The 25,972-nt window shown below is 71.8% G+C and carries 26 protein-coding genes; 10 read left to right on the forward strand and 16 right to left on the reverse strand.

The window, feature by feature from the left end; translation table 11 throughout:
• The first annotated feature begins 48 nt into the window (after positions 1–48).
• Positions 49–1,356, forward strand: coding sequence for a saccharopine dehydrogenase family protein (locus C8E84_RS10125; protein WP_159901806.1), 1,308 nt, complete (start codon positions 49–51; stop codon positions 1,354–1,356).
• Between the two features lie 287 nt (positions 1,357–1,643).
• Here the strand turns inward: C8E84_RS10125 and C8E84_RS10130 are convergent, their stop codons facing one another.
• Positions 1,644–2,831 (reverse strand): flavin-containing monooxygenase, encoded by a 1,188-nt coding sequence (locus tag C8E84_RS10130; RefSeq protein WP_159901808.1) that lies wholly within the window; start codon positions 2,829–2,831, stop codon positions 1,644–1,646.
• Between the two features lie 112 nt (positions 2,832–2,943).
• Between C8E84_RS10130 and C8E84_RS10135 the strand changes: the two genes are divergently transcribed.
• Genes C8E84_RS10135 through C8E84_RS10145 form a run of 3 tightly spaced genes read left to right on the forward strand, consistent with a single transcriptional unit; the run spans position 2,944 to position 5,134 of the window.
• Positions 2,944–3,378 (forward strand): pyridoxamine 5'-phosphate oxidase family protein, encoded by a 435-nt coding sequence (locus tag C8E84_RS10135; RefSeq protein WP_159901810.1) that lies wholly within the window; start codon positions 2,944–2,946, stop codon positions 3,376–3,378.
• A 9-nt stretch (positions 3,379–3,387) separates the two neighbouring features.
• Positions 3,388–3,876: a GNAT family N-acetyltransferase gene (locus C8E84_RS10140; RefSeq protein ID WP_159901812.1), complete on the forward strand. Its 489-nt coding sequence runs from the start codon at positions 3,388–3,390 to the stop codon at positions 3,874–3,876.
• A gap of 1 nt (position 3,877) precedes the next feature.
• Positions 3,878–5,134, forward strand: a complete 1,257-nt coding sequence (locus C8E84_RS10145) for a glycerate kinase (RefSeq protein WP_211675472.1) — start codon at positions 3,878–3,880, stop codon at positions 5,132–5,134.
• On the opposite strand, the gene C8E84_RS10150 is transcribed toward C8E84_RS10145, so the two are convergent.
• From C8E84_RS10150 to C8E84_RS10170, 5 genes are read right to left on the reverse strand one after another with little or no spacing between them, the layout of a single operon-like run.
• Positions 5,115–6,080, reverse strand: a complete 966-nt coding sequence (locus C8E84_RS10150; RefSeq protein WP_159901814.1) for a 2-hydroxyacid dehydrogenase — start codon at positions 6,078–6,080, stop codon at positions 5,115–5,117. The two genes, C8E84_RS10145 and C8E84_RS10150, sit on opposite strands and share 20 nt — an antisense overlap.
• A gap of 2 nt (positions 6,081–6,082) precedes the next feature.
• Positions 6,083–6,835, reverse strand: a complete 753-nt coding sequence (locus C8E84_RS10155; RefSeq protein WP_159901816.1) for an SDR family oxidoreductase — start codon at positions 6,833–6,835, stop codon at positions 6,083–6,085.
• A gap of 51 nt (positions 6,836–6,886) precedes the next feature.
• Positions 6,887–7,969, reverse strand: coding sequence for a phosphotransferase family protein (locus C8E84_RS10160; protein ID WP_159901818.1), 1,083 nt, complete (start codon positions 7,967–7,969; stop codon positions 6,887–6,889).
• Positions 7,962–8,774, reverse strand: a complete 813-nt coding sequence (locus C8E84_RS10165) for an SDR family NAD(P)-dependent oxidoreductase (RefSeq protein WP_159901820.1) — start codon at positions 8,772–8,774, stop codon at positions 7,962–7,964. The genes C8E84_RS10160 and C8E84_RS10165 overlap by 8 nt, the downstream gene beginning before the upstream one ends.
• The gene (locus C8E84_RS10170; protein WP_159901822.1) at positions 8,771–10,039 is read right to left on the reverse strand and encodes an acyl-CoA dehydrogenase family protein; all 1,269 of its coding nucleotides are present in this window, start codon (positions 10,037–10,039) and stop codon (positions 8,771–8,773) included. Before C8E84_RS10170 ends, C8E84_RS10165 begins: the two co-directional genes overlap by 4 nt.
• Before the next feature lie 64 nt (positions 10,040–10,103).
• Here C8E84_RS10170 and C8E84_RS10175 point away from each other — a divergent pair, with 64 nt between their 5' ends.
• Complete coding sequence (locus C8E84_RS10175) at positions 10,104–10,664, forward strand: TetR/AcrR family transcriptional regulator (protein ID WP_159901824.1); 561 nt, start codon at positions 10,104–10,106, stop codon at positions 10,662–10,664.
• Between the two features lie 142 nt (positions 10,665–10,806).
• Positions 10,807–11,319: a hypothetical protein gene (locus C8E84_RS10180; protein WP_159901826.1), complete on the forward strand. Its 513-nt coding sequence runs from the start codon at positions 10,807–10,809 to the stop codon at positions 11,317–11,319.
• Between the two features lie 79 nt (positions 11,320–11,398).
• Here the strand turns inward: C8E84_RS10180 and C8E84_RS10185 are convergent, their stop codons facing one another.
• From C8E84_RS10185 to C8E84_RS10195, 3 genes are all read right to left on the reverse strand, one after another.
• Entirely contained in the window at positions 11,399–13,555 is a 2,157-nt protein-coding gene (locus C8E84_RS10185) for a molybdopterin-dependent oxidoreductase (protein ID WP_159901828.1), read from the reverse strand.
• A complete protein-coding gene (locus tag C8E84_RS10190) occupies positions 13,552–14,349 on the reverse strand; it encodes a crotonase/enoyl-CoA hydratase family protein (RefSeq protein WP_159901830.1) in 798 nt (265 codons plus the stop codon). Before C8E84_RS10190 ends, C8E84_RS10185 begins: the two co-directional genes overlap by 4 nt.
• 272 nt (positions 14,350–14,621) lie before the next feature.
• Positions 14,622–15,926 carry an MFS transporter gene (locus C8E84_RS10195; protein WP_159901832.1) on the reverse strand — a complete coding sequence of 435 codons (1,305 nt, stop codon included), beginning with the start codon at positions 15,924–15,926 and terminating at the stop codon, positions 14,622–14,624.
• On the opposite strand from C8E84_RS10195, the gene C8E84_RS10200 reads away from it, so the two are divergent.
• Entirely contained in the window at positions 15,925–16,899 is a 975-nt protein-coding gene (locus tag C8E84_RS10200) for an NADPH:quinone oxidoreductase family protein (RefSeq protein ID WP_159901834.1), read from the forward strand. The two genes, C8E84_RS10195 and C8E84_RS10200, sit on opposite strands and share 2 nt — an antisense overlap.
• Positions 16,900–17,036: 137 nt before the next feature.
• Positions 17,037–19,118 (forward strand): NAD(+) synthase, encoded by a 2,082-nt coding sequence (locus C8E84_RS10205; protein ID WP_159901836.1) that lies wholly within the window; start codon positions 17,037–17,039, stop codon positions 19,116–19,118.
• On the opposite strand, the gene C8E84_RS10210 is transcribed toward C8E84_RS10205, so the two are convergent.
• The 4 genes from C8E84_RS10210 to C8E84_RS10225 are packed head-to-tail and all read right to left on the reverse strand — an operon-like array spanning position 19,115 to position 20,857.
• On the reverse strand, positions 19,115–19,699 hold the full coding sequence (locus C8E84_RS10210) for a 1-acyl-sn-glycerol-3-phosphate acyltransferase (protein ID WP_170296280.1): 585 nt from the start codon (positions 19,697–19,699) through the stop codon (positions 19,115–19,117). The two genes, C8E84_RS10205 and C8E84_RS10210, sit on opposite strands and share 4 nt — an antisense overlap.
• Entirely contained in the window at positions 19,696–20,199 is a 504-nt protein-coding gene (locus tag C8E84_RS10215) for a GNAT family N-acetyltransferase (RefSeq protein WP_159901838.1), read from the reverse strand. The genes C8E84_RS10210 and C8E84_RS10215 overlap by 4 nt, the downstream gene beginning before the upstream one ends.
• 47 nt (positions 20,200–20,246) lie before the next feature.
• A complete protein-coding gene (locus tag C8E84_RS10220; RefSeq protein ID WP_159901840.1) occupies positions 20,247–20,618 on the reverse strand; it encodes a type II toxin-antitoxin system VapC family toxin in 372 nt (123 codons plus the stop codon).
• Entirely contained in the window at positions 20,615–20,857 is a 243-nt protein-coding gene (locus C8E84_RS10225) for an AbrB/MazE/SpoVT family DNA-binding domain-containing protein (RefSeq protein WP_159901842.1), read from the reverse strand. The genes C8E84_RS10220 and C8E84_RS10225 overlap by 4 nt, the downstream gene beginning before the upstream one ends.
• Positions 20,858–21,087: 230 nt before the next feature.
• Here C8E84_RS10225 and C8E84_RS10230 point away from each other — a divergent pair, with 230 nt between their 5' ends.
• Positions 21,088–21,588 carry an O-acetyl-ADP-ribose deacetylase gene (locus tag C8E84_RS10230; RefSeq protein WP_159901844.1) on the forward strand — a complete coding sequence of 167 codons (501 nt, stop codon included), beginning with the start codon at positions 21,088–21,090 and terminating at the stop codon, positions 21,586–21,588.
• A 31-nt stretch (positions 21,589–21,619) separates the two neighbouring features.
• Here the strand turns inward: C8E84_RS10230 and C8E84_RS10235 are convergent, their stop codons facing one another.
• From C8E84_RS10235 to C8E84_RS10245, 3 genes are all read right to left on the reverse strand, one after another.
• Positions 21,620–22,876, reverse strand: coding sequence for an NAD(P)/FAD-dependent oxidoreductase (locus C8E84_RS10235; RefSeq protein ID WP_159901846.1), 1,257 nt, complete (start codon positions 22,874–22,876; stop codon positions 21,620–21,622).
• A gap of 19 nt (positions 22,877–22,895) precedes the next feature.
• Entirely contained in the window at positions 22,896–23,519 is a 624-nt protein-coding gene (locus C8E84_RS10240; RefSeq protein ID WP_159901848.1) for a class I SAM-dependent methyltransferase, read from the reverse strand.
• Between the two features lie 67 nt (positions 23,520–23,586).
• Positions 23,587–24,045, reverse strand: a complete 459-nt coding sequence (locus C8E84_RS10245; protein ID WP_159901850.1) for a GNAT family N-acetyltransferase — start codon at positions 24,043–24,045, stop codon at positions 23,587–23,589.
• A gap of 552 nt (positions 24,046–24,597) precedes the next feature.
• On the opposite strand from C8E84_RS10245, the gene C8E84_RS10250 reads away from it, so the two are divergent.
• Complete coding sequence (locus tag C8E84_RS10250; RefSeq protein WP_159901852.1) at positions 24,598–25,938, forward strand: galactose-1-epimerase; 1,341 nt, start codon at positions 24,598–24,600, stop codon at positions 25,936–25,938.
• Positions 25,939–25,972 lie beyond the last annotated feature (34 nt).

Genomic DNA, 25,972 nt, shown 5'->3' on the forward strand with positions numbered 1-25,972 from the left:
TGACACTGTGCCGCATGCCGCGGCCCACGGGCGCTTTAGGGTGGGGGGATGAGCGCGAGTGCACGAGAGTTCGACATCGTCCTGTTCGGCGCGACCGGTTTCGTGGGGCGCCTGACCGCTCGCCACCTCGCCGCCGAGGCCCCCGACGGGGTGCGGATCGCCCTGGCCGGTCGCTCGCAGTCACGCCTCGAGGACCTGGCGCGCGGGCTCGGGTCGCAGGCCGCCGGATGGCCGCTGCTCGTCGTCGACGCCACGAACCCGGATGCCGTGGCCGATCTCGCGCGCCGCGCCCACGTCGTCGTCACGACCGTCGGGCCGTACGTGAAGTACGGCGCGCCCCTGGCTGCCGCGTGCGCCGAGGCCGGCACGCACTACTGCGACCTCACCGGCGAGGTGCTGTTCGTGCACCGCAGCATCGCCGCCAACCACGAGACCGCGAAGCGCACCGGGGCGCGCATCGTGCACGCGTGCGGCTTCGACTCGATCCCGAGCGACTTGGGCGTGATGCTCACTGCTCAGGCGGCCAAGGCCGACGGCGCCGACCTCGGCCGCACCCACCTGGCTGTGCGCAGCATGAAGGGCGGCTTCAGCGGCGGCACCATCGACTCGGCCCGGGTGCAGGTCGACGAGCTCAAGGCAGACCCCACCACGCGCCGCATCGTCGGCGACCCGTGGGCCCTGGCCGAGGGTCCCCGGCCCGGCAGGGACCGCACGGTCGCGAGCGCAACCGGTGCCACGGCATCCGGGTCGTCGGGGTCCGGCGCCTCGGGGCCGGCGGCGATGCTCGCGAAGCTGGCGAAGGCGTCACCGGTCAAGCGCGATGCCGATAACGGCCACTTCACCGGCCCGTTCGTCATGGCGGCCTTCAACACGCGGATCGTCGCCCGGTCGGCGTCGCTGCTCGGGTACGGCGAGGGGTTCCGGTACGTCGAGTACTCGGACTACGGCAGCGGGCCAGCCGGAGCCGTTGCCGCGGGGATGACGTCGGTGGCCCTGGGCGCTGGGCTCGCCGGGATGGCGTTCGGGCCGACCCGGTCGCTGCTGGACCGGGTGCTGCCCAAGCCGGGCGAGGGTCCGAGCGAGGAGGCCCAGGCGGCCGGGCGGTTCCGCATGGAGGTCACCGGCGAGGCCACCAACGGGGCTCGGTACCGCACGACGGTCGCCGCCCCCTACGACCCCGGATACAGCGGTACCGCGGTGATGCTGGGCCAGGCCGCGCTCGCCCTGCTCGAGGACGGCAACGCCCTGCCCGATGCCGCCGGGGTGCTCACCCCCGCGACGGCGATCGGGATGCCACTCGTCGAGCGACTGCGCGAGCACAAGTTCATGCTCGACACGGTTCGCCTGCCCGGCTGAAGCCGGCCGGCGGGGCCCGGCGGGCTCGGCGGGGCCCGGTGTGGCCCGGCCCAAGGGGGGCGTCCACGAGCCATTGCGCGCGTGAAGCAATTCCTTGCGGCGGGCAACGACCCCTGCAGACACCCCCCATCCTCCGCCCCCTCAGCCCCTTGCCTCCGCAGCGCCGGGCCTGCCAACCGGCAAAGCCGACATTCGGCCGTGCCTGCGAACGGGGTCCGTGCTCGCGCACTCGGCTGATCGAGGCATTGCCGGTTGATGGGTCCGCCGCACGGCGGGCGAGCACGGTGTCAGCGTGCGATGGCGGCGGCGATCCGCTCGGCGTCGATGCGAAGCTCGCGCAGCATCCCCGAGATCGGGTTCGTGAAGCCGGTGAACCACAGCCCCGGAGCACCCGGCGGCTCGTGGGCGCCGTGCACCACGGGCAGCCCTCGCCCGTCGAGCACCCCGAGGTCGCCGACCAGCGGCTCGAGTCCGGCGCGGTAGCCGGCGGCGACCAGCACGGCATCCGGCCGAAGCCTCGTGCCGTCGGTGAGCACCACCTCGGCGCCGTCGACGCTCTCGACGGCGGCCACGGGTTCGACGCGTCGCGTGCGGATGGCGTCGACGATCCCGACGTCCTGCACCGGAACCCGACCCACGAGCACGCGCGAGTACAGGCCCGGGTCGGCTCGCGGCATCCCGTAGGCGCTGAGGTCGGGTTCCTGGACGGCGGCCAGCCCGTGAGCCACCCGGTCGACGAGCCGGGGGGGCAGGCGACGCACGAGGATGCCGGTGCCCTGCGCGGGCCAGCCCAACATGTCGCGGCGGATGATGTGCGGCGGCGTGCGCACGGCCAACCAGACTCGGGTGGCACCGTGCTCGGCGAGGTCGGTCGCGATCTCGGTGCCCGTGTTTCCGGTGCCGACGACGAGGACGTCACGACCGGCGTACGGGCGACCGTTGCGGTAGTCGCGGGCCAGCACGAGGTCGCCGGTGAAGCCGTCGAGCCCCGGCCAGTCGGGGGTGACCGGGGTGTGGTTGTAGCCGGTCGCGACGATCACGTGCTCAGCGGCGAGCGGGGGGCCGTCGTCGAGGTGGACCAGCCACCGAGCGTTGGTGACGGAGTCGGATGCCGTGGAGTCGCCGGCCGTGGCACCGTTGCGGTGGGATGCCGCCGTGCTGGCGCGCTCGATGCGCGTCACCGCGGTCCCGAGACGCAGCAGGATGCCGTGGTGCTCGACGTACTCCTCGAGGTACCTCACGACGTCGGCACGGGCCACCCAGCGGCCGAACCGGCGTGGGATCGGGTAGCCGGGCAGGCCCGACCAGCGCCTCGGCGTGTGCAGGTGCAACCGTTCGTAGTGGCGGCGCCACGAGCTGCCGACCTGGCTGTCGCGGTCGACGACGAGGGCCTGCACCCCACGAGCACCGAGCGCGGCCGCCGCGGCCAGCCCGCCCGGTCCGGCACCGATGACGACGACCTGCGCTGCGCTCATGGGGCACCGTACCCACGGGTCACCACGCTTCGGGTGAGAACCGTCTCCCCGACGAGCCGGCTGCACCCCCGGGCCGATAGATTTGATGCACGAACCCAGCGCAGGAGGCCCGATGTCCGATCCGTCGCCCGTCACCACCCTCACCGATGACGACTGCTGGGAGATGCTCCACGCGCAAGAGTTCGGCCGCCTGGCCTTCCACCTGGCCGACGAGGTGCACCTCGTGCCGATCAACTACGCCGTCGACGCCGACCGGCGACTGGTGTTCCGCACCGCCGAGGGCAGCAAGCTGCTCGGGCTGACGATGAACGCTGACGTCGCCTTCGAGATCGACGAGTTCACCGAGGACGAGGCCACGAGCGTCGTCATCCGGGGTCGCGCCCGCCAGCTCGAGCACCACGAGGAGGCCGAGACCGAGCTGCTGCCTCTGCGCCCGTGGGTCAACACCGCGAAGTTCAACACCATCGTCATCGAGGTCGACGAGATCACCGGGCGCAGGTTCGGGCTGACCCGCCCGTGGCTGCACATGAAGCCCCACGAGGACTGACCTGTCGCGGTGGTCATCCGTGCGATCGAGGCCAATGACTGGCCTGCCTTCTTCCCGGTCTTCCGCGACATCGTCGAGGCTGGTGAGACCTACGCCTACCCGCTCGACCTGACAGCTGAGCAGGCCTGGGGCCTGTGGGTCGAAGGGCCGCCCGGGGTGTGCGTCGTCGCGGTCGACGAGACGGGGGCCGTGCTCGGCTCGGCGAAGTCCGGGCCCAACCGGCCGGCGCGCGGGAGCCACGTGGCGACGGCATCCTTCATGGTCTCGCCCGCTGCCCGAGGCCGCGGGGTGGGTCGGCAGCTCGCCGAGTGGGTGCTCGCCTGGGCCCGCGAACAGGGTTATGCCGCAATGCAGTTCAACGCCGTCGTCGAAACGAACACCGCCGCCGTGGCGCTGTGGAAGGACCTCGGGTTCCAGGTCATCGGAACGGTCCCCGAGGCGTTCGAGTCACGCACCCACGGCCGCGTCGGGCTGCACGTGATGCACCGGTACCTCTGACGTGGGCCGACCGGCGCGCGCCCCCCGAGTGGTCGTCGCCAGCGACTCGTTCAAGGGTTCCCTGACGTCGCTGGAGGTCGGGGATGCCGTCCGCCTGGGTCTGCTCGACGTCGCGCCCCACGCTGAGGTCGTCGTCGTGCCGGTTGCCGACGGTGGAGAGGGGACCGTCGCTGCGGCCGTGGCGACTGGGTGGCACGCCGTTCCCGTGCCGGTGCACGGCCCGACCGGTGCGCCGGTGAGCGCAACGCTCGTCGTCCGAGGCACGACCGCACTCGTCGAGATGGCCGATGCCTGCGGCCTCGGTCGCTTGCCGGATGCCGTTCCGGCACCCCTCACCGCGTCGAGCCGCGGTCTCGGCGAGGCCATTCGTGGAGCCTTGGACCTCGGGGCCGCAGAGATCGTCGTCGGGGTCGGCGGGTCGGCCAGCACTGACGGCGGCGCGGGCATGCTCGCCGCCCTGGGTGCCCGCCTGCTCGATGCCGACGGGGTCGATCTGCCCGACGGCGGGGCCGCCCTGGCTCGGCTGGCCCACCTCGACCTCAGCGGGCTCGACCCTCGCCTGGCCGGCACCCGGCTGGTCATGGCTGCCGACGTCGACAGCCCGCTGCTCGGCCCGACGGGTGCCGCGGAGGTGTTCGCGCCGCAGAAGGGCGCCACGGCATCCGACGTCACGCTGCTCGAGGCGGCCCTCGCCCACTGGGCCGACGTCGTCGAGTCACACCCCGACGTACCGACATCGACCAATAGGTCACTGCAGGTACGGGCAGCCGGCGTACCTGCAGTGACCTATTGGTCGATGGGGGGACGGATGCCGGGGGCCGGCGCCGCGGGAGGCGTCGGGTTCGCGCTCCTCGCGGTCCTCGGCGCCGAGCACTGCTCGGGCATCGACCTGGTGCTCGACCTCGTCGGCCTCGACGCGGCGATGGCTGCCGTGCCGGATCCCGGCGGCCCCGGCACGGGTCCGAAGTGCGCCGATCTGGTCATCACCGGCGAGGGGTCGCTCGATGCACAGACCCTGACCGGCAAGGCCGTGAAGGGTGTTGCCCAGCGTGCGGCCGGCCACGGCATCCCGGCCGTGGCGGTGTGCGGCTGCCTCGACCTCGACAGCACGTCCCTTGCCGCCATCGGCATCCGCCGGGCCTACCCGCTGTCAGACCTCGAGCCCGACCGCGGTCGTTCGATCCGCAGTGCCGCCTCGCTGCTCCGCCTCACCGCCGAACGCATCGCCGTCGACTGGCTCAGCCACCCACCGGGGTGAGCGCTGGCGCCCCCGCCAGCACGGCGAGCACGTTCGCCACGGCGAGGTCGGCCATCGCGGTGCGCGTCTCCACCGTCGCCGAGCCGACGTGCGGCAGCAGCACGACGTCCTCACGCCCGAGCAGGCCGGGGTGCACCCTCGGTTCGTCCTCGAACACGTCGAGCCCCGCCCCCGCGATCTCCCCGGCAGCCAGCGCCGCCACCAGGGCAGCCTCGTCCACGACCGGCCCCCTCGACGTGTTCACCAGGTGCGCGCCCGGCCGCATCAGCCGCAGCTCACGCTCCCCGATGAGGTGCCGCGTGGCCGGCGTGAGCGGGCAGTGCAGCGACACGACGTCGGATGCCGTGAGCAGGGCGTCGAGGTCGACCACCCTCGCGTCGAGCTCACCCACCACGGCCGGGTCCGGCGACGACCGCCCGGACAGCAGCACCTCCATGCCGAACGCCTTCGCCCGTCGAGTCGTCGCGAGCCCGATCGCCCCGGGGCCCACGATGCCCAGGGTCTTCCCACGCAGGCCCACCCCGAGGTGAGCCGTGAGGCTCCAGCGCCACGGCGTCCCGGTCCGGACCCGCCGCTCGGCAGCGCCCAGCCCACGCGTCGACATGAGAATCAGGGACATCGCGATGTCGGCGGTGGCATCCGTCAGCACCCCCGGCGTGTTCGTGACGACCACTGCCCGCTCGCGACAGGCCGCGACGTCGAGGTTGTCGTACCCGACGGCCACGTTCGCCACGACCCGAAGGCCCGGCCCCGCGGCATCCAACACCTCGGCATCCACGCGGTCCACGAGCATCGAGACCAGCGCATCGACCCCCGGCAGCGCGGCCAGCAACTCGCCCCGCGGCATCGGGGCGTCGACGTCGCGGAAGACGACGTCGTGGCCGGCCTCGCGAAGGCGCGCCACGGCATCCCCCACGACCTGGGCAGTGACGAGAACGCGCCCCACGGTCACATGATCTTCCGCACCAGCGGCAGGGGCAGGTGACGCATCGCCTTGCCGAGCGGCACCCACGGCCACGCCGGCACCAGCGCGTTGGCCTTCTCCTTCTCCATGGCATCGACCATCGCGGCCACCCCGGTGCGGGTGTCGACGATGAACGGGGTCTTCGTGACCCGCTCGTTCATCTCCGAGCGGATGTAGCCCGGGTAGATCGTCGAGACGCGGATGTCCAGGTCGGGCTCACCGAGCATCTCGTTGCGCAGGCCCTCGGCGAGCGCGGCGACGCCAGCCTTCGTCGCCGCGTACGTCGTGACCGTCTTGCGCATGCCGCGCATGGCCGACACCGACGAGATCATGACGAGGTGACCCCGCTTCTGGTCGCGGAAGATCTCCATCGCAGCCTCGCACTGGGCCAGCGCGGCGACGAAGTTCGTCATCGCGGTCTGCCGGTTCGCGTCGTACCGCCCGGTGCCGATCGGGGCGCCCTTGCCCAATCCCGCGTTGACGACGACACGGTCGATCGTCCCGAAGTCGTCGCGGAAGGCCCGGAACACCTCGAACACCTGGTCGTCGTCGGTGACGTCGAGGGCCCGCAGCTCGACGCGCCGCCCCGGGTGCTTGGCGACGATCTCGTCGCGCAGCTCCTCGAGGCGCTCGATGCGGCGGGCCGCGAGCGCGAGGTCCCAGCCGCGGTCGGCGAGCTGGCGGGCCATCTCGGCGCCCAGGCCCGAACTGGCGCCGGTGATGAGGGTGGTGGACATGTCGTGATCCTTCGGGTCAGGGCCGGGGGTGTGGCGTGGGTCAGGATGGGGTCAGGGCTGCCCGGCGAGCAGGGCGCTGCACCGCGCGTCGAGGATGCGCACGAACTCCCCGAAGCGGGCGTACGCCGAGTTGCTCGTCTGGCCGTGGTGGTAGCGGTAGTAGATCTGCTGGGCGATGCCGGCGAGCCGGAACAGGCCGAACACGTCGTAGAACAGCCACTCCTGCGGCGCCACGTCGAGCCCACGAGCGGCGCAGTACCGTTGCACGACCTCCGCGCGGGTCAGCATGCCGGGCGTGTGTGTCGGTTGCAGACGCACCGCGAGGAACGCCGGTTCGTCGTCGGCCTGCACCCAGTAGGCCAGCGCCGAGCCGAGATCCATGAGCGGGTCGCCGACGGTCGCGAGCTCCCAGTCGAGCACCCCGACGATGCGCGTCGGGTCACCCGCGTCGAGCACGAGGTTGTCGAACCGGAAGTCGTTGTGGATCACCACGTGCGGCCGGTCCCCCGGCTGGTGCGCATCGAGCCACGCCATCGTCGCCTCGAGGTCGGGCACGTCGGGGGTGCGGGCCCGCCGGTACCGCCCCGACCACCCCTCGACCTGGCGTCGCACGTACCCGTCACCGCGGTCGAGGACCCCCAGCCCGGATGCCGTGACGTCGACGTCGTGCAACCTCACCAGCGTGTCGATCGCGTTCTCACACAGGGCTCGCACCCCGTCGACGTCGAGCCCCAGCTCGGGCGGGATGTCGCGCCGCAGGATGGTGCCCTCGATCCGCTCCATGACGTAGAACGGCGAGCCGATGATGCTCTCGTCGGCGCAGGACGCCACCATCGCGGGCACCAGCGGGAACGCGTCGGCCAGCGCCGCCTGGAGGTCGTGCTCGCGGCCCATGTCGTGCGCGCCCTTGGCCTTGGTCCCGAACGGTGGGCGACGCAGGATCAGGTCGCGACCACCCGGGAAGCGCAGCAGGTAGGTGAGGTTCGACGCACCGCCGACGAACTGTCGAACCTCCGGCAGCCCGGCGAGCTCGGCTCGGTCGACGGCATCCGAGGCGTTCTCGCGCAGCCAGGCAGCGACCCGCTCGACGTCGAACGCGTCCTCGTCGCGTACCTCGGCGAGTGCCTCAGTCACCGGTGAGCTCCGCGGGATCGGCGCCGGCGCGCCGGGCCAACCGCTTGGCCTGCGCGGTGAGCATGCGGTCGTAGAGCGGGCGCACGAACCGCTTGGAGTAGTACGCCTGCCGCCCGAGCCGGTCGGTGAGGATGACCCGCTTGCGCGCGTCGACGCCCTTGAGCACGATCGCGGCGATGTGCGCGGCATCCACGCTCGCCTGGGTGATGAGCCGCACCCCCGCCTCCTGCATCGCGGCGTCCTTGCCGGAGAAGGAGTGGTGCAGGTTGGTGCGGAAGAACGCCGGGCAGACGACCGAGACGTCGATCGACCACGGCGCGAGCTCGAAGGACAAGGTCTCGCTCAGGGCCACGACCCCCGCCTTGGTCGCGTTGTAGCTCGACATCCCCGGCCCGTGCACAAGCCCGGCGAGCGAGGCGACGTTGACGATGTGCCCCGACTTCTGAGCCTTGAACATCGGCGTGAAGGTGTGGCACCCGCGGGCCACCCCGAGCAGGTTGATGTCGACGACGCGCTCCCAGTCCGACATCGACTCGACGTCGATGCGCCCGCCGGTCGCGACGCCTGCGTTGTTGACGAGCAGGTCGAGGCCCCCCCAGGTGTCGCGCACCCACGCCATCGCGGCATCCCAGTCCTGCTGCGAGCGCACGTCGAGCCGGCGGTAGGCGGCACCCTCGGGCACGGCATCCGGCCGGTCCTCGGCGAGGTCGACGACGAGCACGGTGTCTCCCCGGTCGAGCATGAGCTCGGTCAGGGCCAGGCCCAGCCCCGAGGCGCCACCCGTGACGAGGACGCGCCGGCTCATCGGCTGCCGCCGGCCGTCGCGTAGGGCCGCAGCAGGTGACGGGCCACGACGCCGAGGTGCACCTCGTCGGGGCCGTCGGCCAGGCGAAGGCTGCGCGCGCCGGCGTAGGCCGCGGCGAGCGGGAAGTCCTCGCTCATTCCGCCGCCGCCGTGCAGCTGGATGGCCAGGTCGATGACGTCACAGGCCATCTGGGGCACGGCCGCCTTGATCTCGGACACCTCCGACTGGGCGCCCTCGATGCCGACGGTGTCGAGCTTCCAGGCGGCGTGCAGCACGTGCAGGCGGGCCTGGTTGATGGCGATGCGGGCCCGGGCGAGCCGTTCGCGGTTGCCACCGAGGTTGGCGATCGGCTTGCCGAAGGCGACGCGCTGGGTCGAGCGCTCGCAGGCCAGCTCGAGCGACTTCTCGGCGAGGCCGATGAGCCGCATGCAGTGGTGCACGCGCCCCGGACCGAGGCGGCCCTGGGCGATCTCGAAGGCGCGGCCCGGCCCGGCGAGGATGTTGCTGGCGGGCAACCGGACGGCATCCAGGTTCACCTGTCCGTGACCGAGAGGCTCGTCGTACTGCCCGAGCGCGGTGAGCATGCGCTCGACCGTGACTCCGGGGGCATCGAGCGGGACGAGCACCATGGAGTGCTGGCGGTGGCGGTGCGCGCTCGGGTCGGTCAGCCCCATGAAGACGCCGATGCGGCAGTCAGGGTGACCGGCGCCGGTGGACCACCACTTGCGGCCGTCGAGCACGACCTCGTCGCCGTCGAGGGTGGCGGTGGCCTGCATGTTCGTGGCGTCCGAGCTCGCGACGCCGGGCTCGGTCATGAGGAAGGTGCTGCGGATGCGCCCGTCGAGCAGCGGGTGGAGCCACTGCTCCTGCTGCTCGGGGGTGCCGTACTTGAGCAGCACCTCCATGTTGCCGGTGTCGGGGGCGTTGCAGTTGAACACCAGGGGGGCCAGCGCCGAACGGCCCATCTGCTCGGCGACGCTCGCGTAGTCGAGGTTGGACAGGCCGGTGCCGCCGTCGGTGCCGAACCGTTGCGCGAAGGCATCGCCGTGCCCGGCCGGCAGGAACAGGTTCCACAGGCCCTGGGCGCGGGCCTTGGCGGCGAGGTCGGCGAGCGCTGCCGGGGGTGGCCAGGCGTCCTCACCGCGGGCACGACGGGCGGCCACGTCGGCGAGCATCGCCGGCTCGACGGGTTCGATCTCGGTGTCGATGAACGCGCGGACGCGCTGGGCAAGGTCGGCGGCGCGGGGGGACGGGGCGAAGTCCATGTCCTTGACCCTAGAGGGTTGTTGAGCAATGCTCAATAGCGTGAGATCGCCGTCACGGGTGCGCATGTCCCCACAGGAACGCCGCCGCCAGCTCGTCGGCATCGGCCTGCGCAAGTTCGTCGAGCAGCCCGTGCAGGACCTCTCGCTCGACGAGGTCGCGGCCGAGGCCGGCGTCTCGCGCGGGCTGCTCTTCCACTACTTCCCGAGCAAGACCGACTTCCATCGGGCCGTCGTCGAGGCAGCCTGGCGGCGGGTCGGGCGCAACGTCACGCCCGATGAGGATGCCGTCGGGCCGGCCGCAGTGCGCCAGGTCGTCGAACGTTTCCTCCGCCAGGTGGAGCGGCGGCGCGAGACCTACGTGGCGCTCGTGCTGGGCCAGGCCCCGATCGCCCCCGGGTTCGGCGTCGGCGGGCTACGCGAACAGCTCGCAGCGCTGGTGGTGGCTGCCGCCGACCTGCCGGATGCCGCGCTGCCCGCCGCCCACGGATGGGTCGCCTACCTCGAGGACCGCGCCCTGCAGTGGTCGGCCCTGCCCGAGGCCGCGCGCGAGGAACAGCGCCGGGCCCTGGTCGAGCACTGCACCCGAGCCCTGACGCTGCTGACCGATCCGGCCCCCGCCGCCTGACCGATCCCACCCCCGCCGCCTGACGCAGTCGAGGGGTCGAGACATGCAGGGCTCCGTCGCGGATCCCGGGCGTGTCTCGACTCCTCGACTGCCCTCCCTGGATGCCAACCGCGAAAGATACCCAGTGGGGTATATTCTCCGCATGCTCGACGCCCTTCGCCTGTGGACCGCACGACGCTGGGCGGTGGCTGCGACGGCATCCGTCGTGACCGCCCTGGTCATCGCCCTGCCGACGGCGATGATCCCGTCGCCGGTCTTCGGCCGCGAGATCCCGACGACGTGGTGGGCCTGGCCCGTGCTCGCCGTGACCTCGGTGCTGAGTGGCCTGCTCTTCGCCACCTACGTGCGCGAGCCCGGCGGACAGGAGAGCGGCGAGGCGTCGATCAACCGCGGAGGGGCTGCAGGAGGCCTCCTCGCGTTCTTCGCCGTCGGCTGCCCGGTGTGCAACAAGCTCGCGCTCATCGTCCTGGGGTACACCGGCGCGCTGCAGTGGTTCGCGCCGGTCCAGCCGGTCCTCGGGGTGGCAGCGATCGGGCTGCTCGCGTGGGCGCTGCGAGCACGGCTGCGCGGCCAGCTCGCCTGCGCACTCCCGGCAGCCCCGCCGAACGCCAGCGCGGCGGACCTGCCAACCGGCAAAGAACCGGCCCGGTCCTGATTCCCGGGGTCGGCCCTGCTCAGCAGCAGCCGACGTGTGCGCCTTTGCCGGTTGGCAGACCCGGCCTGTGCCGCCTCGGTCAGGTGCGCGCCGCCGGCTCGACCGTCACAGGCACGCCGTTGAGCACCGCGTTGCCCGACACCGACTCGACGACGGACGGGTCGGTGAGGTCGTTCATCGACACCCCGGGCACGTCGACGGCGTTGCGCAGCCGCACCCCGTCCCGCGCCTGCCCGTAGCCGTGCGGCAGGGACACGACCCCGGGCATGAGGTCGGCAGACGCCTCGACCTCGACGCGCACCTCACCAACCGCTGACCGCACCGTCACAAAATCACCGCTGCGGATGCCGCGCGCGGCCAGGTCGTCCGGGTTCGCCAGGAGTGCGTGGCGGGGTTTCCCGCGGGTCAGCCGGGTCGCGTTGTGCAGCCAGGAGTTGTTGTCGCGCTGGTGGCGACGGCCGATCAGGAGCAGCTCACCCTCGGCCGGCGCCGGAGCGGTGACGAGCGTGGTGAGCAGGCTGGGCAGCGCCTGGGCGACGAGGTCGGGCAGCAGGTCGATGCGCCGGTCGGCCGTGCTGAGCCGGCCCGGCAGGCGCGGCTTGAGCGGGCCGTGGTCGGCCCCGGCCACGGTCTTCTCGAGCTTGGCGATCGACAACCGGGCCCCGGAGGAGCGCAGCAGCGCGTCGAGCTGGCGCCGGGGGGTCAGGCGCAGACGCGCCTCGGTCTCGAGGGTGGCGCGCGACCAGCGCTGCTTCAACCCGCCACCGCGTTCCCGCAGCAGGGCGGTGCCGAGGTCGCGGGCGATCTCCCAGTCGTGCTTGGCCCCGGCCGGCGCAGTGAACAGGGCCGGTGACCAACGGGCCGTGTCACGCACCGCGAGCAGGTGGAAGACGATGTCGTAGTGGTCGCGCTCGAGCGGGCTCGTCGGCGGCAGGATGACGTCGGCGTGGCGGGTGGTCTCGTTGACGTAGAAGTCGATCGCCACCATGGCGTCTAGCCCGGCGAGCGCCTCGTCGAGCCGGTGCCCAGCAGGCGTCGAGGACACCGGGTTGCCGGCGATGGTCAGCAGGGCCCGCACCTGGCCCTCACCGGGGGTGGTCATCTCCTCGGCCATGGCCGAGACCGGGAACTCGCCGCCGAACCCGGGCAGCCCACGGACGCGGGTGCGCTTGCTGCCGAAACCCCCCGGCGAGAGCACTCCTCGCCCGATGAGGTCGACGGCGGGGGTCGTGAACATCGTCCCGCCGGGCCGGTCGAGGTTGCCCGTGAGGATGTTGATCGCCTGCACCGCCCACTGGCACACCACCCCGTGGGCCTGCGTCGACACGCCCATCCGCCCGTGGACCGCAGCCGACGGCGCGGCCGCGAGGTCCCGCGCAAGGCGGCGCACGGCATCCGCCGACATGCCGGACACCCGTTCGGCCAGTTCCGGGGTGAACCCGGCCACCGCGTCGCGCACCCGCTCCATGCCGTGCACGTACTCGGCCGGGGCGGCGAGGTCGTCCTCGAGCAGTTCGCGCACGATGGCGAGCAGCACCGCGGCATCGGAGCCCGGGCGGACGAAGTGGTGCTCGTCGGCGACCTTGGCGGTCTCGGTGCGGCGCGGGTCGAGCACGACGAGTCGCCCTGAGCGAGCGGCGAGTTCACGGCGGCGCGCAGGGAAGTCGGGCACGGTCCACAGCGACCCGTTCGAGGCCATCGGGTTGTGGCCGACGAGCACGAGCAGCGCCGTGCGGTCGATGTCGGGAACGGGCAACAGGTACTGGTGGCCGTACAGCGCCCACGACGCGACGTGGTGCGGCAACTGGTCGACGGAGGTGGCCGAGAACCGGTTTCGCGTGCGCAGCAGGCGCACGAGCGTGGGGTGGTGGGTCAGGGCACCGAGGCTGTGGACGTTCGGGTTGCCGAGGTAGACCGCCAACGCGTCGTCACCGTGCTCGGCCTGCACCGCGCTGAGCCGCTGGGCCGCGTAGGTGATCGCCTCGTCCCACGACACCTCCTTCCACGTCCCCTGGGCGGCGCGCACCACGGGAGCGCGCAGGCGGTCAGGGTCGTCGTGCAGGTCCTGGAGCGCAAAGGCCTTGGGGCAGATGTGCCCCCGCGAGAGCGGATCCTCCTCGTGCCCGCGCATCGAGACGATCGCGTCGGAGTCGTCGAGCTGCACCTCGAGGCCGCACATCGCCTCGCAGAGGGTGCAGGTGATGTGCCGGACCTCGCGGGCAGCCGGCGACGTCATCGGCGGCGCGGGTCGAACGCCGGGACGGCCCGCTTCATGGCGGCCTCGCGGGCGATGGTCGTGTTCTTCGTCGCGAGCAGCTTGGCCTGCTCGATCCGCTCGCGCGCGAACGTGCGGCGGTCGGAGGAGGACCACGTGCGGCCGAAGAGGCGCTTGGTGGCGGCCACGGCATCCGGGCTGCGGGTCGCGACCTGCTCGACGAACGCGGTCGCCGCGGCGACCGGGTCGGCGTGCAGCTCGCTGGCCAGGCCGAGGTCGACGGCACGCTCACCGCTCACGACCTCGCCGGTCATCGTGAGTCGCTTGGCGACGTCCATGCGCACCTGCTGGGACAACGCCTGGATGCCGCTCATGTCCGGAACCAACCCCCACTTGGCCTCCAGCACGGACCACTGCGCGTCGGCGGTGGTCATCCGCAGGTCTGCGGCCAGGGCGATCTGGAGGCCGCCGCCGTAGCAGTGACCGTGCACGGCCGCCACGACCGGGACCGGTACCCGCCGCCACGCCCAGCAGGCCTCCTGGAACAGGTTGGTCCCACGCAGCGGGTTCGGCACGAAGGATCGGGCAACCCGCGGCGGGTTCTTCAGCACCGTCGCGAAGTCGAGCCCGGCGCAGAACGAGTCGCCCTCGCCGGCGATGACCACCCCCCGCAGGGTGCGGTTCGCGCTGAGTTCGCGGGCGGTGGCGACGAGGTCCTCGAGGGTGTCCAGCGTCAGCGCGTTGAGCTTGTCGGGGCGGTTGAGCCGGACCTGGGCGACGCCGCCCTCGACCCGGCACGTGAGGGTGCTCGGCATACGGCCACCCTACGGACCACCACCGGATGCCGTGACGGTTGCGTGTGTCGCATCACCATGCGTCGTCGTGACGATCCGGGTCACCTCAGCCGAAGGTCTTGATCGGGGACATCCCGATCACGGACCTCCGTTCGCGGCTGAGGGAGGTCCTAGGGGTGCTGTCAGGTTTCCTTTCCGCCCGCAAGGAATCCCTTGCTCGGTGCAGGTTCCTCTGACAGCACCCCTCACTCCCCTCTCACAGGAAATCAGCGAGCAGCGCCGCCCCGGTTGCCTCAGGAGACCTGCGCCACCGAGGAGGACGCGTCACGACCGGCCGGGCCACCGGGCCGGATCGACACCCGCCCGGGGTGGTCGCGCCGGTGGATCAGCAGCGAGATGCCGAGGATGACCAGGCCCAGCACGGCCAGGCCCACCCCGACGACCGAGGGCGCCCGGTAGCCGTAGCCGGCCGCGATGACGAGCCCACCGAGCCAGGCGCCGAGGGCGTTCGCGAGGTTCAGCGCCGCGTGGTTGCTGGCCGCGGCCAGGGTCTGCGCCGACCCCGCGACCTGCATGAGGCGCAGCTGCAGGTTGATGACGAGGACCGACGCGAGCACCGCGGTGAGGGCGAGGACGACCAGGGCCGGCACGGCATACGACGCCACCGCCGCGAACACCCCCAGCGCCACGCCCATCCCGACCAGACCGATGACGATCGAGCGGATGACCGACCAGTCCCCCATGCGACCGGCGACGATGTTGCCGATGAACCCCGAGACGCCGAAGACGAGCAGGAAGAGCGGCACGGCGGATGCCGGCAGGCCCGTCACGTCGGTGACCGTCGGGGCGATGTAGGAGTACATCGCGAACATGCCGCCGAAGCCGACCGCTCCGACCCCGAGGGTGAGCCACACCTGGAGGCTGGTCAGGGCGCTCAGTTCGCTGCGGACGGTGCGGGTGGGGTCGGCGGGAAGGTGCGGCACGGCATACGCGATGAGAGCGACGGTCGCGACGCCGATCACCGCGACCAACACGTACGCGGTGCGCCACCCGTAGGCCTGGCCGAGCCACGTGGCGCCCGGCACGCCGAGGACGTTCGCGATGGGGATGCCGAGCATGACCCGCCCGACGGCGCGACCGGCCTGGCCGCGCTGGGCGAGGTCGACGGCGACGAGTGCGGCGACCCCGAAGAACGCACCGTGCGGCAGGCCCGCGAGCAGCCGGGCCCCGACGAGCAGCCCGTAGTCAGGGGCGATGGCCGAGAGCAGGTTGCCGATGGTGAAGGCCACCATCAGCCCGATGAGCAGCGCCTTGCGCGGCCAGGTGGCGCCGAGCACCGCGAGCAGCGGCGCACCGATGACCACCCCTGCGGCGTACGCGGAGATCGTGTGCCCGGCGGTGGGGATGTCGACCCCCACGCCCGAGGCGATCTCGGGCAGCAGGCCCATCGTCACGAACTCGGTGGTGCCGATGGCGACGCCACCGAGGATCAGCGCGATGGTGGCCAGGGTGGCGTGACGAGGTTGGGGCACTGGACGTGCAGCGCCCGCGAACGCTGCGGCATTCCCGAGAACGGCCCCCACATACGATGGCGGCATGCGTGCAGCCATGGTGACCAGCCTCGACGGACCGGCCGCGGTGGAGGTGCTCGACCTGCCGGACCCCACGGACACCTCGAAGGTCGTCATCGAGGTCGCGGCCGCGGGGGTCTGCTTCCCCGACGTGCTCCTCACCCGTGGTCAGTACCAGATCACGCCGGACCTGCCGTTCGTGCCGGGCTCCGAGGTGGCTGGCCGGGTGCAGTCGGCACCGGCAGGCAGTGGGTTCGCCGAGGGCGATCGGGTGGCCGCCTTCCCGTTCCTCGGGGGCTTCGCCTCGGTCGTGGCCGCAGACCCGGCCATGGTCTTCCCGCTGCCCGACTCGGTGACCTTCGAGGCCGGTGCGGCGCTGCCGATGAACTACCTCACCTGCCACTTCGCGCTGCGCGAGCGGGGGCAGCTCGCCGCCGGTGAGACGGTGCTCGTGCACGGTGCCGCGGGCGGGATCGGCACCGCGGCCGTGCAGCTCGCCGCGGCGTGGGGTGCCCGCGTGATCGCGGTGGTCTCCTCGGACGACAAAGCCGGTGTGGCTCGTGCCGCCGGCGCCCATGATGTCGTTCTCGCAGACGGTTTTCGGGATGCCGTCGCTGACCTCACGGGCCGACGTGGCGTCGACCTCGTGGTCGACCCCGTGGGCGGCGACCGCTTCACCGACTCGCTGCGCTCGCTGTCACCGGGCGGACGGCTGCTCGTCATCGGCTTCACGGCAGGGTCGATTCCCGAGGTCAAGGTGAACCGACTGCTGCTCGGCAACCTCTCGGTCGTCGGGGTCGGGTGGGGTGCGTGGTGGACCGGTCGCGGGGGGCCCGGGCCCGGCTACCTGCGTCGCCAGTGGGACGACCTGCTGCCGCTGCTCGAGTCCGGAGCCATCGACCCCGTGATCGGCGAGGTCCGCGACCTCGATGACGTCGTCGCGGCCCTCACCGCAGTCGACGAGCGCCGGGCCACCGGGAAGATCCTGCTCGCCCCCTGATCCGCTGCCCAGAGACGCGGCATCCGACCTTCGCCGGTCGAGAGGAGGCAACACGCCGACGAGGGAGAGCCGCCACCTGCGTGTTGCCTCCCCTCGACTCGCGACTGCCCCCGCGCCCGCGCAATAGGCTGCCAACCATGGACTTCCGCAACATCTACGCCCAGGGATTCGCCCGCGTCGCCTCGTGCACCGTCCCCGTGGCGCTGGCCGACCCGGCGACCAACGCCGAGCGGATCATCCAGCAGGTCAAGGCGTGCCACGACGAGGGCGTCGCCGTGGCCCTGTTCCCCGAGCTCAGCCTGTCGGGGTACGCCATCGACGACCTCCTGATGCAGGACGTGCTGCTGGATGCCGTGGACGAGGCCGTCGTGACCATCGCCGAGGCGACCGCCAAGGTGCTCCCGCTGGTCGTCGTCGGGGCCCCGCTGCGGCACGGCAACCGGCTCTACAACTGCGGCATCGTCATCCACCGCGGCGAGGTCCTCGGGGTCTCCCCCAAGTCGTTCCTGCCGAACTACCGCGAGTTCTACGAGAAGCGGCACTTCGCCTCCGGGGCCGGCCACCAGGGCGAGTTCCTCGTGCGGCCCCAGTGGCCCGGTGCCGACGTCGACGGCGAGATCCCCTTCGGCCCCGACCTGGTCTTCACCGCCGACGACCAGCCCGACCTGGTCGTGCACGTCGAGATCTGCGAGGACATGTGGGTGCCGGTGCCGCCGAGCCACGAAGCCGCGCTGGCCGGGGCCACCGTGCTGCTCAACCTCTCCGCCTCCCCCATCACGGTCGGGCGCGCCGAGGACCGCCACCTGCTCGCGCGTTCGGCCAGCGCTCGGTGCCTCGCGGCCTACCTCTACGCCGCCGCGAGCGACGGCGAGTCGACGACCGACCTGTCGTGGGACGGCATGACGATGGTCTACGAGATGGGTGACCTGCTCGGCGAGTCCGACCGATTCCCGGACGGCCCCCGCCGCACCGTCGTCGACGTCGACCTCGACCGGCTGCGCCAGGAGCGGATCCGCCAGGGCAGCTTCCACGACAACGCGGAGGCGTACGCGGCCGATCAGGGCGGGTTCCGCGTCGTGCCGTTCACGCTGCGTCCGCCGAGCGGTGACCTCGGGTTGCGCCGCGCCGTCGACCGCTTCCCCTTCGTGCCCGACGACGAGGACCGCCTGGCCCAGGACTGCTACGAGGCCTACAACATCCAGGTCTCCGGGCTCGAGCAGCGGATGCGCGCCATCGGCGGCGGCGACCCGGCCCGAATGCCGACAATCGTCATCGGCGTCTCGGGCGGGCTCGACTCCACCCACGCGCTGATCGTCGCGGCCAAGGCGTGCGACCGGCTCGACCTGCCGCGCACCCACATCATCGGCTTCACGATGCCGGGCTTCGCGACGAGCGGCGGCACCAAGAGCAACGCCATCCACCTCATGGAGTCGCTCGGCATCACGTGGGAAGAGCTCGACATCCGCCCCGCGGCCACCCAGATGCTCAAGGACCTCGGCCACCCGTTCGGCCGCGGAGAGGAGGTGTACGACGTCACCTTCGAGAACGTGCAGGCCGGGCTGCGCACCGACTACCTGTTCCGGGCCGCCAACCAGCGCGGCGGCATCGTGCTCGGCACCGGCGACCTGTCCGAGCTCGCGCTCGGCTGGTGCACATACGGCGTCGGGGACCAGATGTCGCACTACGGGGTCAACACCGGGGTGCCGAAGACGCTGATGCAGCACCTCATCCGCTGGGTGGTGTCGTCGGGCCAGTTCGAGGGCCCGGTCAACGGCACGCTCCTGAAGATCCTCGACCAGGAGATCAGCCCCGAGCTCGTGCCGGCCAAGGAGGGCGAGCGCATCCAGTCCACCGAGGACTCGGTCGGCCCGTACGCCCTGCAGGACTTCACCCTGTTCCATGTCCTGCGCCGCGGGTACCGACCGAGCAAGATCGCGTTCCTCGCCGAGCACGCGTGGTCGGATGCCGGGAGCGGGCTGTGGCCGTCAGGTTACCCGGAAGGCGCGCGGCCGGCATACGACCTCGCGACCATCCGCCGCTGGATGAAGACCTTCCACTGGCGCTTCTTCGCCAACCAGTTCAAGCGATCGGCGATCCCGAACGGGCCGAAGGTCGTCTCGGGCGGGTCGCTGTCCCCGCGCGGGGACTGGCGGATGCCGTCGGACGCCGGGTCGGGCCCGTGGCTCGCCGAGCTCGAGGCGAACGTCCCGCAGGCCTAGCTGGCCTCACCCGCGGTGAGCTCCTCGCGCAGGCGGGGCTCGGTGCGGCGCTCGGGGTGGATGCCGCGCTTGTCGGCGTAGAACTCGCGCACGAGGTCCATGTCGGCGACGACATCCTTCGTGGGCTTGAAGGTCGGGCCGAAGCCTGAGGTCTTGGTCGGCCCGTCGACGAACGCGAGCGAGATCGGCAGCCCGGTCGAGCGGGCGATCCGCCAGAACCCCGACTTCCAGTACTCACCCTTGCTGCGGGTGCCCTCGGCGGCGAGGATCAGCAGGAACGGCTCACCGGTGCGGGCCTGCGCCACGAGCTGGCGGATGACTGCGCCGGGGTTGGAGCGGTCGAGCGGGATGCCGCCGAGCCGGGGCAGCAGCCACCCGAGGGGGCCGCGGAAGATCTCCTGCTTGATGAGCACCCGGGGGGAGACACCGCCGCGCCACATGATGAGCAGCATCATGACGAAGTCCCAGTTGGAGGTGTGCGGGGCACCGACGAGGATGCCGGTGCGCGGCACCTCGCCCACGGCGGTCCAGCCGGTGGCGCGCAGCACGAAGGCCGCGAATCGAGCGCGCAACGAGGTCATCGCAGCTCCCGCCCGGCAACGGCATCCAACGCCGGTCCATCGAGGCGGAAGCGGGTCCACTCATCTTGGGCGACCGCGCCGATCGACTCGTAGAACCCGATGCTCGGGGTGTTCCAGTCGAGCACCCACCACTCGAGCCGGTGGTAGCCGCGCTCGACGCAGATGTCGGCCAGTGTGCTCAGCAGCTGCTGCCCCAGGCCTGAGCCGCGCTGAGCCGGTGTGACGTACAGGTCCTCGAGCCAGAGGCCGTGGGTGCCGGTCCACGTGGAGAACGACAGGAACCAGATGGCGCACCCCACGACCTCACCGTCGACCTCTGCGACGTGGGCGAATGCTGCCGGCTCACGGCCGTCGGGGAACAGCGCCTCGCTGAGCTGGTCGAGGGTCGTGTCGACCTCGTGCAGGGCCTTCTCGTACTCGGCGAGCTCGCGCACGAGGCGAAGGATCACGGGCACGTCAGCGACGACGGCGGGACGGACGCGGGAGGTGGCGGGAGGCATACGGGTCAATCTACGGACCCACCCGAGGTGGCGACCCAGCGCCATGGTCAGCGGATCTGGCGGATGCCGTCCGCGTCACCCCACGCCATGTCGGCGGTGAGCACGGGAACCCCGAGCCGATCAGCGGTCGCCAGGCAGACCCGGTCTGCCAGCGACAGGGGCGTTCCCGGTGCCCAGAGGTCGGCGGCGGCGACGGCATCCTCCTGCGTCATCGGCACGACCTCGAGGGTGAAACTGGAGAGCAGGCCGGCAACTGGCACCCAGTCGACATCGGCGTGGCGGATCTTCTGCGCCACCTCGCTGTAGTTGACGGCCGAGCAGGCCGCCCCGGCAATCAGGGCCGCCTCCACCACGTCGGCACCCGGCTCGTCGTTGAGGAAGGCCAGCACGGCCGATGCGTCCAGGAGCGAGTGGATCATGCAGATTCCGAGAGAGCCTCTGCCCGGCGTTCGGCAAGCAGCTCGGCGACGACGTCCCTGCCGGCGAGTTGTGTCTTGATCATCGCCTTGGCCTGCGCGCGGGTGAGCAGGAGCAGGCCAGACGACGACTCGACGAGGATCAGGGGCGTCCCGGGCTCGAGGTTGGCAGCTGAGCGCACCTCCGCGGGAATGACCAACCGGCCGCGGTCTCCCATCACGATGGCGTGCGTCCCACTCATGAGTTCAACGTACCACGTGGCCAGCACGAAGCCCACGGGTCGGGGCCAGCCGCCGACCTGGAGGGGGTGCCTCCATGAACCCTTGCTCCCTGCAAGGAATCCCTGACGCGCAGCAAGGACCCCCACAGGCAGCCCCATCCCCCGCCGACCCCTCTGCGCACCCAGCTGATCGCGGGATGCTGCGCGTCGGGGGTCGGCGTCGGCGTCGGCGTCGGCGATACGTTGGCGCCATGGAGATCACGGTCGTCGAGGGCGACATCACCGCTCAGGACGTCGACGCCATCGTCAACGCCGCCAACCGCGCGATGCGAGGTGGCGGTGGGGTGGATGGAGCCATCCACCGTGCCGGTGGGCCAGCAGTCCTGGAGGACTGCCGCAGGCGGTTTCCGGCCGGGCTCGCAACGGGCGACGCCGGATGGACCACAGCAGGCTTGCTGCCGGCTCGGTGGGTGATCCACGTGGTCGGTCCGAACTACAACCGCGGCGAGCGCGACCGCACTCTGCTGACCTCCTGCTACCACCGGGCGCTCGCGGTGGCCGACGACCTCGGTGCACACACGGTCGCGTTCCCCCTGATCAGCGCCGGCAGCTACGGCTGGCCGAAGACCGACGCGATCGACGCGGCCCTGGAGGTGTTTCGAGCAGCGCAGACGCAGGTGGCCGAAGCCCGCATGGTGGCGTTCGACAGCTCGACGTACGCCGCGATTCAGGACGCCCTTCGGCGCGGCTGACCCTGTCAGGTGCGGCGCTGCGCGACGTTGGTCAGTGGGGTCGGGCGGCAGCGCGCAGCACGGACGTCAGCGCCGCGAGGTTCCCCGCCGCGGCGCGAGCAGCCGCGAGGTCGAGGCGGGCTCCGGCGGCGATCGCCGGCCCGGCTGCTCGCACCACGCGGGCGACAGCCGGCCCGTGGGTGGCGCCGCACGCCGCCACGAGCACGTCGTCGACCACGGAGAGCACGAGCAGGCCGCCCGGCACGTCGAGCACCTCCTCGCGCGCTCCGCCCGGGGCGACACCCATCGCCTGCACCGTCGCGTCGTACTGGTCGGACCACCACCACGGCACGTCGGTGAAGGCATCCTCCTGGCCGAGCACCGTGTGGGCAGCCACCTCACCCTGACGCCCGGCCGCCGTGAACGACTCGAGCCGGATGCCGTGTGCCTCACCCGGGTGCCGGGTGCGCACCGCGTCACCGGCGGCGAACACGTGGGGATGCGACGTGCGTCCGGACGGGTCGATGAGGATGCCGTCGTCGACCGCCAGCCCCGCGGACCGGGCCAGCTCGTCCCGCGGGACGATGCCGATGCCCGCCACCACCGCGTCGGCCGGCACGACGGTTCCGTCGGCCAGCCGGACACCGGTGACCACCCCGTCCGGCGAGCGCAGCACGGCATCCGGTGTCACCCCCGTGCGCACGACCACACCGCGTGCCTCGTGGAGGTCGCACAACCAGCCGGCCACCGCCGCGGGGACGCCTCGCGCGAGCACCCGGTCCGCCGCCTCGAGGACCACGACGTCCACCCCGCGGGTCGTGGCGGCAGCAGCCACCTCGAGGCCGATGACGCCCCCGCCGACGATGACCAGGCGGCTCGCGTGGCCCAGCGCCGAGGCGAGCCCCACCGCGTCCGTGGTGTCGCGCAGGTAGTGCACACCCGCTCCGTCAGCCCCGGGGAGAGCGAGCCGCCGGGGCTGCGCCCCCGTCGCGAGGATCACCGACTCGAAGGGGATCTCTTCACCGGATGCCGTGACGAGCCGCCTCGCGTCGGGGTCCAGGCTGGCGACTCTTGTCCTGGTGCGCACCTCGATGCGCTCACGCCACGGAGCCCCTGCGGGCCACACCTCGGGCACCGTCGCACCCGGGTGCAGCAGCACGTCCTTGGAGAGCACCGTGCGGTCGTACGGGGAGCGGTCCTCCTCGGTGAGGAGAACGACGTGCCGACCTGCGGCTGCGAGGGCGCGCGCCGCGGCACCGGCAGCGGGGCCGCCACCCACGACGACGGCATCCGGTCGGTGGGAACTCATCGGCTGCGGCTGCGCCGGCTCATGCGCCCTTGGTCGCCGTGCACAGGAACACGCCGAACTCACGCTCGCCCTTGAGGATCGTCGTGGCATCGACGAAGGCGACGTCGGCGAATCCTGCGAGTGCCAACTGCTCGGCGAGTCGGTGCCTGTCGAATCCGTGGTGGCCGTCGAAGTCGACCTTCTCGGCGTGGAAGGCGCCCTCGGGATCCTCGTCGAGGTCCGCGATGGCGAGGTGTCCACCCGTCACCAAGAGGTCCGCCAAGGACCGCAGCAGCGCATCGAGATCCTGCACGTGGTGCAGCGCCATGGAGCTCCAGGCCACGTCGAAGGTGCCATCGAGAGCGTCGGTCGTGAGGTCTGCCCGCACAGCGCGAAGTCGATCGCCGAGCCCGGCCGCCTCGATCCGCTCCTGTGCGACCTGCACCATTCCCGCGGAGGGATCGGTCACGACGACGGAGCCCACCCTGTCGGAGAGCAGGATGCTCAGGCGACCTGTGCCGCCGCCGACGTCCAGCGCGCGCATCTCGGGGTTCAGGCTGATCGCGTGCGCGATGGCCTGCGCCACGGCGACCTGCCGCTCCTCGTGGCCGGGGGCGTCGTCCCAGGTGGCGGCCTCGTCATCGAACCGCTTGTGCTCGTGCATGCCCTCGACCCTAGTCCGAGGCCGTCCTCGGCAATCCGCGCACCGGCCGGCTTGCGGCGCCTGCTGCTCAGCGACCGCAGCGGTCGATTCGCTCCCACGGCCAGTCGGTGGTGAGCCATCGCGCCACGGCGTCAGCGAGCGGACCGTCCAGGGTGGCCCTGTCAGCCCGCACCCAGGACTGCACCGTGACGTCCCACTCCTCAGAGTCCGAGGGATACAGGTAGACGCAGCCGATGACGTCGTCCTCGACAGGATCCAGGACGGTGAAGGTGAAGCCGACGTTGCGTGTGAAGTCGTCGGCGTGGCGGCGAAGGTCGGCCAGGTTCTCCTCTGGCGTCATGCCTGTGAGTGGCGGCCAGTTGCCGTCGGGGTAGCCGGGTGTGGAACGAATGTGCTCGATGCTCGACATCCAGGCGGCGTGGTCAGCGTGATTGTGCTGCGGACCCAGCGGCTCGAGGCGGAATCGGCTGTTGACGAGCGAAACAGGCGGATCGAAGTTGTCGGGAACGAAAGCCTGCGCGGTCATGACTGGCACGGTACCGGGCGAACCTGCACGATCGAGCTGCTCAGATCAGTCTCACTGAGCCACGAGGAGCCCGCACAGCTTCCTGTCAGGCCGCCGATCGTGCGCCGACGGTCAGCGCTCCGGCTGTATGACCACGGTCTTGCAGGCAGCACATCGAAGTGCAGGCGCGCTGTGGTTGAACAGGCCGGTCGTGAGCGGGATGCCGACCAGCACTCTTCGGCCGCCAAGACGGCTGCTGAGGTCAGACGCCTGAGCGAGGTCCGGCTGGATACCACGTGCCGAGGTCGCGATATGCGGCCGGCCGTCGACGACTCTCGCTGACGCGGCGAGGAGTGCCAAACGCGCGGTCGGTCGCGCCGTTGGCACCCCCACTGGCAGGCCTGCGCACGGGCTGGGGTGCCAAGCGCGCACTGGGCTGCGCCTCTGGCACCCCAACGATCAGGGTTGCGCAGAACCCGGTGCCAGACCTGACGGTCAAGCGGCGCCCACCACAATGGGGGGTATGCCTACCGCGCACCGCACCTCCCCCACGCCCCCTCCCCGAGGCCAGCGGTGAGCGAGCCCGACCCGATCCACCACCTCGCCGAGGCCGTGCACTGGCAGCAAGCCCAACACACCGGCGAGTACCGGCAGAGCACCCTCGGGCGCACCCTCGAGGACGAAGGCTTCATCCACTGCTCGGCGCAGCAGCAGGTCGCCGGGGTCCTCCGCCGCTACTACGCCGCCCACGACGGCGAACTGGTCCTGCTCACCATCGACCCCGCCCGGCTCACCGCCCCCCTGCGCTGGGACGTCGCCAATCCGGCTACCGGAGAGCAGTTTCCGCACGTCTACGGCCCCCTCAACCCGGATGCCGTCGTCGCCACCCGGGTCCTCCACCCACCCCACGCCGCCGCCCCGCAATCGATCACGCTGCGCGCCGACGGCATCGAGCTCGAGGTGCTCGCGGCCGGGGCGTCCGTGCGCCGCCTGAGGCTCGGACACGACCCGGCCACCGCCGTCGACGTCGTCCTCGGCCACGCCGACCCGCAGACCTACCGCTTCGCCGGCGGCTACCTCGGCGCGACCATCGGCCGCCTCGCCAACCGCCTGGCCGGCGGGTCCTTCACCGTCGACGGCGAGACGTTCCACCTGCCTTCGAACGAGGGCACGACGACGCTCGACGGCGGGTTCAACGGCTTCGACCGGATGCCGTGGCACGTCACCGCGCGCACCGACACCCGGGTGCGCCTCACCCTCACCAGCCCGGACGGCGACAACGGCTTCCCCGGCACGGTGGACGTCAGCGTGACGTACACCGTCTCCCCCGGGCAGGTCCGCATCGACTACACCGCGACGACGGACCGGGCGACCCCGTTCAGCATCACGAACCACGCGTACGTCAACCTCGACGGCGAGGGCAGCGGCACGGTCGATGACCACGACATCGAGGTCACGGCATCCGCGATGCTGCCGATCGACGAGGCCAACCTGCCGACGGGCGAGATCCGACCCGTCGAGGGCACCGCGTTCGACCTGCGCGAGCCGCGGCGGGTCGGGGACGTTCTCGCGTCGGATGACGAGCAGCTGCGGCGCGGCAAGGGCCTTGACCACACGTTCGTCCTCGACGGACGCACCGACGAGACCGGACTGCGCCGCGCGGTTCGACTGCGAGGGGCGAACGGCCGAGTGCTCGAGGTGCTCACCGACCAGCCGGGGGTGCAGGTGTACACCGGCGCACACTTCGACCACTCGATCCTGGGGCTGTCGGGGGCGACGTACGGCCCTCGGGCCGGCATCGCTCTGGAGACCCAAGGGTTCCCGGATGCCGTGCACCACCCCCACTTTCCCGACACCGTGCTGCGCCCCGGCACCCCGTTGCGCTCGACGACGATCTGGCGCCTCACCACCTGAACACCCGACTTCGTGCGACTTCGGCGCGGCTCAG

The sequence above is a fragment of the Ornithinibacter aureus genome, from assembly GCF_009858245.1.
Classification (GTDB): Bacteria; Actinomycetota; Actinomycetes; order Actinomycetales; family Dermatophilaceae; genus Fodinibacter; species Fodinibacter aureus.